Below are 10,481 nucleotides of genomic sequence, written 5' to 3'. Positions count from 1 at the left end.
GTGTCCTGCACATCACAACAACACACCGATTGGCGTCAAGATTCCTAAGGCCGCCAGGAGTTGGCGTTTCCTTTGCAGACGCAGGGCCCCGCCGAAGAGTTCCGGCGGGGCCCGGGGCGAAATGGGCTACTTGCCCGTGAACTTCTCGTACTCCTTGAGGACCTCTTCGGTCGGCCCGTCCATCCGCAGCTCACCGCGCTCCAGCCAGAGCACGCGGTCGCAGGTGTCGCGGATCGACTTGTTGTTGTGACTGACCAGAAAAACCGTGCCGGCGCTCTTGCGCAGCTCGCGGATGCGCTCCTCGGAGCGCTTCTGGAACTTGCGGTCGCCGGTGGCGAGGGCCTCGTCGATCATCAGGACGTCGTGGTCCTTGGCGGCCGCGATGGAGAAGCGCAGGCGGGCCGCCATGCCGGACGAGTAGGTGCGCATGGGGAGGGTGATGAAGTCACCCTTCTCGTTGATGCCCGAGAAGTCGACGATCTCCTCGTAGCGCTCCTTGATCTGCTCGCGGGTCATGCCCATCGCGAGGCCGCCCAGGATGACGTTCCGCTCGCCCGTCAGATCGTTCATGAGGGCTGCGTTGACGCCGAGCAGGGAGGGCTGGCCGTCGGTGTAGACCCTGCCCTTCTCCGCGGGCAGCAGGCCGGCGATGGCGCGCAGCAGGGTCGACTTGCCGGAGCCGTTCGAGCCGATCAGGCCGACGGCCTCGCCCCGGTAGGCGGTGAAGGAGACGCCCCGGACGGCGTGCACCTTGCGCACACCGCGCTCCTCGCCGCGCCTGAGGATGCGGCTGAGGGCGGAGGTGGCACTGCCCTTGCCCGTCTTGGCGCCGTTCACGCGGTAGACGATGTGCAGCTCGTCCGCGATGACGGTGGGGATGTGGGAGTCCTTGCTCAACTCAGCCACGGCCGTACCTCTCTTCCGCCTTCCAGAAGTAGACGAACCCGCCGAGTGCCACGAGGAGGGCCCAGCCGCCCGCGACCGCCCAGACGTGCGGGGGCAGGTTCTCGGAGCCGTAGGAGTCGATGAGGGCGAAGCGCATCAGGTCCATGTAGATCGCGGCCGGGTTCCACTGCAGGACGTCGGCGATCCACTGCGGCTTGTCGGCGAGCATCACAGGGATGGAGTACATGACGCCGGAGGCGTACATCCACGTACGCATCACGAACGGCATCAGCTGCGCCAGGTCCGGGGTCTTGGAACCCAGCCGGGCCATGATCAGGGCGAGGCCGATGTTGAAGAGGAACTGCAGCGCGAGGACCGGGAAGATCAGCAGCCACGACAGGCTCGGGTAGCTGCCGAATCCGACCGCCACGGCGAACAGCACGACCATCGAGAAGAGCAGCTGCTGGAGCTGTTGCAGCGAGAACGAGATGGGCAGCGCGGCGCGCGGGAAGTGCAGCGCTCGGACGAGGCCGAGGTTGCCGGAGATCGCCCGCACTCCCGACATCACCGAACTCTGGGTGAAGGTGAAGGTGAAGACACCCGTCACCAGGAACGGGATGTACACCTCCATCGTCATTCCGCGGTCGGCCTGCAGGATCAGACCGAAGATCAGGAAGTACACGAGCGCGTTGAGCAGCGGCGTCACGACCTGCCACAGCTGGCCGAGCTTGGCCTGGCTGTACTGGGCGGTCAGTCGCGCCTGCGAGAAGGCGAGGATGAAGTGCCGTCTTCCCCACAGCTGACGCACGTATTCGGCGAGCCCAGGCCGGGCACCGCTGACCGCGAGCCCGTACTTGGCGGCCACCTCGGCCGCGGAGAGCCCGTCATCGGGCGACGGTCGTTCGCTCACCGCGACTCCGCCGTCATGCGTTGTCTCACTCACAAGTGGAAACTTTCGTCTTCAAGATGCGCACAGCCTGGTCGGGCATAGGCATGAGCCAGGGACCGGGGTACGGCCACGAATGCTCTCAGAAATGAGCTTGTCAGATGACAGGAGGTCGGCCCAGTCGGGTCAGCCGCCACACCGTACGCCACTTCATGGGACGCCTGGGGCCGCATGGACTGGTCCAGCCTTCTCGGAAGCCGCCGAACCAGGCCCGCAGGGCGGGCCTCGACGGACGGCGGGCAAGCGTCAGGAGCATCCACACGCCCAGGTAGACCGGGACGAGCGGGGCCGGGAGGTTGCGGCGCGCGAGCCAGACGCGGTTGCGGGCCACCATGCGGTGGTAGACCGCGTGCCGCGAGGGCGCGGTCGTGGGGTGGTTCAGCACCATGTCGGACCGGTAGTCGATCATCCAGCCCGCGTCGAGGGCCCGCCATGCCAGGTCGGTTTCCTCGTGTGCGTAGAAGAATTCGTCCGGGAGGGCGCCGACTTCGGCGAAGACCTTCGTACGGACGGCGTTGGCGCCGCCCAGGAAGGTGGTGACCCGGGAGTTGCGCATCGGGTCGGAGGCCCGCAGCCGCGGGACGTGACGGCGCTGCGTCTCGCCCGTCTCCGGGTCGGCGATGCGGAAGCTGATGATGCCGAGCTTCGGGTCGGCCGTGAAGGCCTCGCGGCACAGCTCGGCGGTGTCGTGGCGGGCGAGGAGGCCGTCGTCGTCCAGGAAGAGGAGGACGTCCACGTCGCTGCCGCCGGGGCCGAACAGCTCAATGCCGATGTTGCGGCCGCCGGGGATGCCGAGGTTCTCGGGCAGTTCGACGGTGCGTATGCCCTCGGGGACGTCGGGCACCGGCGAGCCGTTTCCGACCACGACCACCTGGACCGCTTCGCCGTCCTGCTTGGCGACCGAGTCCAGAAGGGCTCGGAGTTCCTCGGGTCGGTTGCCCATGGTGATGATGACCGCGCCCACCTTCGCCACCGCGTCCGCCTTCGTCATCGCACCCGCCTCCATCGCCGCGCTCACTTCAGCCTGCTAGAGGCGAGGATGGACACGAGGTGCAGCAGGGTCTGCAGGATCGCGATGCCGGCCAGGACCGCGATGCCGAGCCGGGTCCAGAAGAGGTCGCCGCCGATCAGGTCGAGGACCGCGACGAAGAGTATGAAGAGGCTGGCTTCGACGCCGCCCACCAACCGGTGGAATTTCAGGGCCGCGGCAGCCCGGCGGGCCAGGGCGAGCCCCGAGGAGCGCGGCGTGGACGCCTCGTCCTTGACCGCGGGCAGACCGCTGCGGGCCCGCGCCACATCGACCAGGTCGGTCTCGGCCTTGATCAGGATCGCGCCGAGCGCGGCCAGGGTGCCCACGAAGGCCCACAGCCACTCGGGGCCCTCGGAGCCGTCCCACAGGTCCGCGCCGCGCAGGCCGAAGCCCACGAGGAGGGCCGCCTCGGACAGGTAGTGGCCTATGCGGTCCAGGTAGACGCCGGTGATCGAGGTCTGCTTGCGCCAGCGGGCTATCTCGCCGTCGACGCAGTCGAGCAGCAGATAGAGCTGGATCAGGATCGCGCCGAGCAGCGCCCCGGTCAGGCCCGGTATGAGCAGTGCCGCACCGGCCAGGACGCCGGCGACGACCATCAGGTGGGTGAGCTGGTTGGGCGTGATCCTGGAGTTGACCAGGAACGGGTCCACCCGCAGCGAGATCTCTCGCATGTACAGGCGTCCCGCCCAGTGCTCACCACTGCGCCGGTCCTTCACCCCTTCGGGATGAACGACGGGGCGGAGTTCAGCTACTGATGGCCTTGGCATAGTCGGCGTAGATGTCCTTGATCTGGTGGGTTTTCAGGTCTAGGTGTTCGAGGATCGTGTAGCGGCCGGGCCTGGTGCGCGGAGCGAACTCCACGACCTGGACGAACTCGTCGACGGTGAAGCCGATCTCCTCCGGTGTCACCGGCAGCCCGTGCCGGTGGAGCACCTCGGCCATGTACACCGACTCCTCGTGCGCCCCCCGCAGATACATCGCGAAGGCCGCGCCCAGGCCGCACTGCTCGCCGTGGCTCGCCGCGCGCTTGGGGAAGAGGAGGTCGAAGGCGTGGTTGATCTCGTGGCAGGCGCCGGAGGAGGGGCGCGAGTCGCCCGACACCGACATGGCCACCCCGCTGAGGACCAGGGACTCGGCGAGCACCTGGAGGAAGGCGTTGTCGCCGATGCCGCCGGGGTGCCGCAGCACGGCCTCGCCGGCCTGGCGCGCCATCGCGGCGGCGAGGCCGTCGATCCGCTCGCCGTTGACACGATTCGCCAGTTCCCAGTCCGCGATCGCGGAGATGTTGGAGACGGCGTCGCCGATGCCGGCGCGCACGAAGCGCACCGGGGCCTCACGGATCACATCGAGGTCGATGACGACCGCGATGGGGTTCGGCACACCGTACGAGCCGCGGCCCGCGTCGTTGTCGAGCGTCGCGACCGGCGAGCACAGGCCGTCGTGCGCGAGGTTCGTGGGCACCGCGACCAGTGGGAGGCCTACGCGCGCCGCGGCGAACTTCGCACAGTCGATGATCTTGCCGCCGCCCAGGCCCACGACCGCGTCGTAGTGCCCGGCCTTCATGGCGCCGGCCAGCTCGATCGCGTCGTCCAGGGTGCCGCCGCCGACCTCGTACCAGGTGGCGCCGGGCAGTGCCGGGGCGATCCGGTCGCGCAGCTTGGCGCCGGAGCCGCCGCTCACCGCGACGGCCAGCTTCCCCGAGTGCGAGATCCGCTCGTCGGAGAGCACCCCCGCGAGGTCGTCCAGGGCACCCGGACGGATGTCGACGACGACCGGCGAGGGGATGAGCCTCGTCAGTACTGGCACGCGATCTCACGTCCCTTGGCGAGGTCGTCGTGGTTGTCGATCTCGACCCACGGGATGTCCCCGATCGGCGCGACATCGATCTGGAAGCCTCGGTTGACCAGCTCCTGGTAGCCGTGCTCGTAGAACTGCTGCGGGTCGGTCTCCCACACCGTCTTCAGCGCGTCGGCGAGCTCGTCGGCGGCCTCGCCCTCGATGAGGGTGACGCCGATGTACTCGCCGGTGGCCTCGGTGGGCTCCATGAGCTTGGTGATCTTCCGAACGCCCTTCTCGGGGTCCACGACGACCTTCATCTCCTCGTCGGCGAGCTTCTTCACCGTGTCGAGGGCGAGGATGATCTTCTTGCCGTCGCCGCGGGCGGCCAGCAGCGTCTTCTCGACGGAGACCGGGTGAACGGTGTCGCCGTTGGCGAGGATCACACCGTCCCTGAGGGCGTCACGTCCGCACCACAGGGAGTAGGCGTTGTTCCACTCCTCGGCCTTGTCGTTGTCGATGAGGGTGAGCTTGAGGCCGTACTTCTCCTCGAGGGCCGCCTGGCGCTCGTACACGGCTTCCTTGCGGTAGCCGACGATGATGCCCACCTCGGTCAGACCGATCTCGGCGAAGTTGCCGAGGGTCAGGTCCAGAACCGTGATGCTGTCCTCCGCACCCGCGGGGCCCACCGGCACCAGAGCCTTGGGGAGGCTGTCGGTGTAGGGGCGCAGACGCCGGCCGGCGCCGGCCGCCAGCACGAGGCCGATCATGCGGGTTCTCCTTCATCGTGTACGGCGGGTGCCCCGGAGGACACCCAGAAGCGGATGCTCTCGACGAGCACCAGCAGTGCCACGGCCACGGCGAGAGCCGTGAGCGCGACCGTGAACTGCTCGGCGGTGAGCAGCGCGGCCAGAACGACGACCAGCAGCGTCCTGCCTTCGTGCCCGCCGATCGCCCGCACCAGCCACTGCGGCGGCGCGCCGGCGTTGCCGCGGATGCGGTACACCGTGTCGTAGTGATGGTAGGCGACAGCGGCCACCAGGCCGAAAGCTGCGGGCAGTGCTCCGTTCACCTCCGCTTTGGCTGCCAGCACCAGAACGGTGCCGTATTCGGCCGCGCGGTAGATCGGCGGGACCAGCCAGTCGAGGGCGCCCTTGAGGGGTCGGTCGAGGGCAATGCGTGACATCAGTACGTAGAGAACGGCGCCGAAGAGGGGCTGCCAACTGCCGTACGGGAGGAACGCGACGTTGGCTACCACGATGCCGCCGGCGAGCAGGGCGGTGGACGCCCGACCGCCGGGAAAGGGCCCGCGCAGGACGCGGGTCAGCAGTTCCGCGAGCGGCCCTGAGTCGGTGAGGTCGGCGAGCGCCCGCGCCGCGCGGTCCGTGCGCTGGGCCTTACGGGTGAGCGAGCGCAGCACACGGCCCGCCGTGGTGTACGTCGCCGCGAAGGCGCAGCCGATGAGCAGCGCGTAGAAGGTGATGCGCGGTGTCGTCAGCGCGGTGAGTACGGCGATCATGGCCCAGCGTTCACCGATGGGCAGGACGATCATGCGGCGCAGCCAGACCGTCCAGCCGACGCTGTCGAGCTTGTCCGAGAGGGCCGCGGTGGGGCTGGTGTTGGCGGTGGCGTCGTGGTTCGCCTCGTTGAAGGAGAAGTCGACGACGTGCCGGCAGGTCTGCAGGACCATCGCCCCGAGGGCCAGCGCCCATACGTCGTCGCCGCCGCGGGCCGCTCCGAGGGCGAGGCCCGCGTAGTAGGCGTACTCCTTGGCGCGGTCGAAGGTCGCGTCGAGCCAGGCGCCGAGCGTGGAGTACTGGAGCGAGTAGCGGGCGATCTGTCCGTCCACGCAGTCCAGGACGAAGGAGAAGAGGAGCAGCAGGCCGGCGGCGACGTAGCCGGCGCGGGTGCCGGTGGCGGCGCAGCCCGCGGCTATCAGGGCGGTGAGGAGTGAGGCGGTCGTCACCTGGTTCGGGGTGAGGCCGCGGCGGGCGCACCAGCGGGCTATGTAGCGCGAGTACGGGCTGATGAAGTGGGTGGTGAAGAAGCCGTCGCGGGCCTTCACGGCGCTGCGCAGACGTACGGCCTCGTCGTCCACGGCCGAGACCGCCTGCCGTGCCTCGTTGCGTTGCTGCGGGTCGGCCGGGACGGCGGCGACGAGCGTGCCGAGCTCGGGGCGGTGCACGGCCACGCCGTCCGCGTCGAGGGCCGTGACGATGCGGTCGGCGACGTTCTCCGTGGCTATGGCGACGCCGCCCGCGGCGGAACTCTCGCGGGCCATCGCCCTGGTCAGCGCGCGGCGCGCGGCGGGCTGCACCGAGACCGCGCCGGATACCGCGGCGACGGGGAACCGGGGGTCCGTGAGGCCGAGGCGCAGCGCGTGGACGTGTCCCACGAAGCGGGCGTCGACGACGGCGACGCGCTGGTCGGCCGGCACGTCGGCCAGAAGTGCCTCGGCGTCACCGGCGTCGGAGGCGAGCCGCACGTCGAAGCCGAGCGACCTCAGATCGCCCTCGATCGACGATCCGGGAACCGGCTGGCCGGTGAGGATGGCGGTCGACAGCGAACTCACTCCCTGGGTGGCCGGCACGGCCTGCCGCACCGGGGCTGTAGGTGATGGGCACCCGGCGGCCTGGACCGGGCGACATGTCGGCAGAGGCTATCGGATGAATGGAAGCGGGCGTTCACCACCCGTTCACGGCCCGATCAACCAGATCTGCCTAGCCGCCTCCGCCGCGATCATCATCAGGGATCCAAGGCCCGCGCCACAAACCGTGCCGCCATTTCTTACCAATTACGACATCAGGGGCGGGGCCAGGCGCCCCGGCCGCACCGGCGCCGAGCTGCCGGAACAGCGGACCGGCATAGGGTTGGCGCCCATGACATGGCTGATCACAGGCGGAGCCGGATACATCGGCGCACACGTGGCGCGGGCGATGGCCGAGGCCGGGGAGCGCGTCGTCGCGCTCGACGACCTCTCGGCGGGCGTTCCGGGCCGGCTCCCGGAGAACGTCCCGCTGGTGCGGGGCTCGTCGCTGGACGGGGACCTGCTGAGGAAGGTCCTCGCGGAGCACGACGTGACGGGTGTGGTGCATCTCGCCGCGCGCAAGCAGGTCGGCGAGTCCGTGGACCGGCCGACCTACTACTACCAGGAGAACGTGGGCGGTCTCGCGACACTCCTGGAGGCGGTCGCCGAGGCGGGCGTCAAGCGCTTCCTCTTCTCCTCTTCGGCGGCCGTCTACGGAAACCCGGATGTGGACCTCATCACGGAGGACACCCCCTACTCCCCGATGAGCCCGTACGGCGAGACGAAGCTCACCGGGGAGTGGCTGGTGCGGGCGGCGGGCCGGGCGCACGGCATCGCGACCGTGTGCCTGCGCTACTTCAACGTGGCGGGCGCGGCCGCACCCGAGCTGGCCGACACCGGCGTGTTCAACATCATCCCGATGGTCTTCGACCGCCTCACCCGCGGCGAGGCCCCCCGGATCTTCGGTGCCGACTATCCGACGCCGGACGGCACCTGCGTACGCGACTACATCCATGTCGCCGATCTCGCCGAGGCCCATCTGACGGCGGCCCGGCGACTCACCGAAGGGGCGACGGGCGACCTGACGGTCAACATCGGGCGCGGGGAGGGCGTTTCGGTCCGCGAACTCCTCACGGCCATCGCGGAGGTGAGCGGCGACAGCACGCCCGCGGTCGTCGGGCCGCGCCGCCCCGGTGACGCGCCGCGCGCGGTCGCCTCGGCCGAGCTGGCCGCGCGGGAGCTGGGCTGGAGCGCGCGGCGCGGGGTGTACGAAATGGTCGAGTCGGCCTGGCAGGGGTGGCAGCGGAACCACTCCCGGACACCAGCCGTGTGATCTTGTGGGCGCTCTGACCTGCGAATCGTTTCCGCAGGTCAGAGCATATGACAACGGTGTTCAGTGCCGCGTTGCCCGATACCCCCCGCCCGTAGTTCACTGTGATTCCGGGCAGAGCGAAGGAGGCGGCTTCCATGGGGGCTGGGCACGATCACGGGCATGCGCACGGTGCTCCCACCACGGGTACGGCGGCAGCGGCGTACCGCGGGAGGCTGCGCATCGCGCTGTCGATCACGCTCACCGTCATGGTGGTCGAGATCGTGGGTGGTGTCCTCGCCGATTCGCTCGCGCTCATCGCGGACGCGGCCCACATGGCGACGGACGCGCTGGGCCTCGGCATGGCGCTGCTCGCGATCCACTTCGCCAACCTCCCGCCCAGCGAGAACCGCACCTTCGGATACGCGCGGGCCGAGATCCTCGCAGCCCTCGCCAACTGCCTGCTGCTGCTCGGAGTCGGCGGTTACGTCCTGTACGAGGCGATCCAGCGCTTCATGACGCCCGCCGACACCCACGGCGGTCTGACCGTCGTGTTCGCTCTGATCGGTCTGGTCGCGAACATGATCTCGCTCACGCTGCTGATGCGCGGGCAGAAGGACAGCGTGAACGTGCGGGGCGCGTTCCTGGAAGTGGTGGCCGACGCCCTGGGTTCGGTGGCGGTGCTGATCGCCGCGGTGGTCATCCTGACGTCGGGCTGGCAGGCCGCCGACCCGATCGCCTCGATCCTCATCAGCCTCATGATCGTCCCGCGCACCTGGAAGCTGCTCCAGGAGACGCTCAACGTGCTCCTGGAGGCGGCTCCGAAGGGCGTCGACATGGCGGAGGTGCGCGCGCACATACTGGCGCTGCCCGGCGTCGAGGACATCCACGACCTGCACGCCTGGACCATCACCTCCGGCATGCCGGTCCTCTCCGTGCACGTGGTCGTCAGCTCGGACGTCCTGAACGCCATCGGCCACGAGAAGATGCTCCACGAACTCCAGATCTGCCTCGGCGACCACTTCGACGTCGAACACTGCACGTTCCAGCTGGAGCCGAGCGGACACGCGGAGCACGAGGCGAAGCTCTGCCACTGACCCGGCACGGTCGACCGGTGCGGGACGGATCGGCCGCTGTACGCGCCGTACGGCGGTCCGACCGCTTCGGAGTACGGCATCCGGCCCGGATTTCGCCTGCCGCCCGAACACCTGATGGCCCCTGTCCCGGACGGTTCCTCGTCCGTGGCACCGGGCACGAACAGGTATCCGGCGCTTTCGGTGCGTGACGTACACCGCCCCGCGCGTCCCGGTCCGAGCTCCCGGAGCGGGACATGCGGGGAGCAGCGAAGTGCCGGGAGTGCCGGTTTCGTACGGCAGACTTGGGGCTCGAAGACCGATGCGAAGGATGGGTATGCCGATCACACCTGCCACCGCGACGCACAGTTCGTCGAACGGCACCGTTGAAGCGATCTTGCTGGAACTGGTCGACGAGGACGGCAACACGATCGGTACGGCGGAGAAGCTCGCCGCGCACCAGGCGCCCGGGCAGTTGCACCGAGCGTTCTCGGTGTTCCTCTTCGACGAGCGCGGGCGGATGCTGCTCCAGCAGCGCGCCCTCGGCAAGTACCACTCCCCCGGCGTCTGGTCCAACACCTGCTGCGGCCACCCCTACCCCGGCGAGGCGCCCTTCGCGGCGGCGGCCCGGCGGACGTACGAGGAGCTCGGGGTCTCCCCGTCGCTGCTCGCCGAGGCCGGCACGGTCCGTTACAACCACCCGGACCCGGACTCGGGCCTGGTGGAGCAGGAGTACAACCACCTCTTCGTCGGGATGGTGCAGTCGCCACTGCGTCCCGACCCGGAAGAGGTCGAGGCGACCGCGTTCGTGACCGCCGCCGAGCTGGCGGAGCGGCACGCGAAGGAGACCTTCTCGTCGTGGTTCATGACGGTCCTGGACGCGGCCCGTCCGGCGGTCAGGGAGCTGACCGGTCCGTCCGCCGGCTGGTGAGAAC

General features: G+C 69.4%; 10 protein-coding genes. 3 read left to right on the top strand and 7 right to left on the bottom strand.

What is annotated here, in order from left to right; all coding sequences use genetic code 11:
• Positions 1 to 126 precede the first annotated feature (126 nt).
• From OG219_RS40740 to OG219_RS40710, 7 genes are all read right to left on the bottom strand, one after another.
• Positions 127 to 906, bottom strand: a complete 780-nt coding sequence (locus OG219_RS40740; protein ID WP_266835388.1) for an ABC transporter ATP-binding protein — start codon at positions 904 to 906, stop codon at positions 127 to 129.
• Entirely contained in the window at positions 899 to 1,828 is a 930-nt protein-coding gene (locus tag OG219_RS40735) for an ABC transporter permease (RefSeq protein ID WP_266835386.1), read from the bottom strand. The genes OG219_RS40740 and OG219_RS40735 overlap by 8 nt, the downstream gene beginning before the upstream one ends.
• A 100-nt stretch (positions 1,829 to 1,928) precedes the next feature.
• Positions 1,929 to 2,822, bottom strand: coding sequence for a glycosyltransferase family 2 protein (locus tag OG219_RS40730; protein WP_266835384.1), 894 nt, complete (start codon positions 2,820 to 2,822; stop codon positions 1,929 to 1,931).
• Positions 2,823 to 2,845: 23 nt separating this feature from the next.
• Positions 2,846 to 3,628 carry a CDP-alcohol phosphatidyltransferase family protein gene (locus OG219_RS40725; RefSeq protein ID WP_266835382.1) on the bottom strand — a complete coding sequence of 261 codons (783 nt, stop codon included), beginning with the start codon at positions 3,626 to 3,628 and terminating at the stop codon, positions 2,846 to 2,848.
• Positions 3,606 to 4,667, bottom strand: a complete 1,062-nt coding sequence (locus OG219_RS40720; protein WP_266835380.1) for an iron-containing alcohol dehydrogenase family protein — start codon at positions 4,665 to 4,667, stop codon at positions 3,606 to 3,608. Before OG219_RS40720 ends, OG219_RS40725 begins: the two co-directional genes overlap by 23 nt.
• Positions 4,655 to 5,407, bottom strand: a complete 753-nt coding sequence (locus tag OG219_RS40715) for a phosphocholine cytidylyltransferase family protein (RefSeq protein WP_266835379.1) — start codon at positions 5,405 to 5,407, stop codon at positions 4,655 to 4,657. Before OG219_RS40715 ends, OG219_RS40720 begins: the two co-directional genes overlap by 13 nt.
• Complete coding sequence (locus OG219_RS40710) at positions 5,404 to 7,200, bottom strand: DUF5941 domain-containing protein (RefSeq protein ID WP_266836403.1); 1,797 nt, start codon at positions 7,198 to 7,200, stop codon at positions 5,404 to 5,406. Before OG219_RS40710 ends, OG219_RS40715 begins: the two co-directional genes overlap by 4 nt.
• A 316-nt stretch (positions 7,201 to 7,516) precedes the next feature.
• Here OG219_RS40710 and galE point away from each other — a divergent pair, with 316 nt between their 5' ends.
• The 3 genes from galE to idi all read left to right on the top strand — a co-directional run bounded on the left by galE (position 7,517) and on the right by idi (position 10,477).
• Positions 7,517 to 8,497: a UDP-glucose 4-epimerase GalE gene (gene galE, locus OG219_RS40705; RefSeq protein WP_266835377.1), complete on the top strand. Its 981-nt coding sequence runs from the start codon at positions 7,517 to 7,519 to the stop codon at positions 8,495 to 8,497.
• 134 nt (positions 8,498 to 8,631) lie between these two features.
• Positions 8,632 to 9,570, top strand: coding sequence for a cation diffusion facilitator family transporter (locus OG219_RS40700; protein ID WP_266835375.1), 939 nt, complete (start codon positions 8,632 to 8,634; stop codon positions 9,568 to 9,570).
• Positions 9,571 to 9,883: 313 nt separating this feature from the next.
• Positions 9,884 to 10,477, top strand: coding sequence for an isopentenyl-diphosphate Delta-isomerase (idi, locus tag OG219_RS40695; protein ID WP_266835373.1), 594 nt, complete (start codon positions 9,884 to 9,886; stop codon positions 10,475 to 10,477).
• Positions 10,478 to 10,481 lie beyond the last annotated feature (4 nt).

This window comes from Streptomyces sp. NBC_00038 (assembly GCF_026343635.1).
Lineage (GTDB): Bacteria > Actinomycetota > Actinomycetes > Streptomycetales > Streptomycetaceae > Streptomyces.
The sequence above is the reverse complement of the archived record's forward strand: the minus strand, read 5'-3'. Positions and strand labels throughout refer to the sequence as shown.

Bases quoted from the DNA above. Each gene is read 5' to 3' on its own strand.
- OG219_RS40730 (WP_266835384.1), bottom strand. From the start codon at position 2,822: ATGACGAAGGCGGACGCGGTGGCGAAGGTGGGCGCGGTCATCATCACC.
- OG219_RS40725 (WP_266835382.1), bottom strand. From the start codon at position 3,628: ATGCCAAGGCCATCAGTAGCTGAACTCCGCCCCGTCGTTCATCCCGAA.
- OG219_RS40715 (WP_266835379.1), bottom strand. From the start codon at position 5,407: ATGATCGGCCTCGTGCTGGCGGCCGGCGCCGGCCGGCGTCTGCGCCCC.
- galE (WP_266835377.1), top strand. From the start codon at position 7,517: ATGACATGGCTGATCACAGGCGGAGCCGGATACATCGGCGCACACGTG.
- OG219_RS40700 (WP_266835375.1), top strand. From the start codon at position 8,632: ATGGGGGCTGGGCACGATCACGGGCATGCGCACGGTGCTCCCACCACG.
- idi (WP_266835373.1), top strand. From the start codon at position 9,884: ATGCCGATCACACCTGCCACCGCGACGCACAGTTCGTCGAACGGCACC.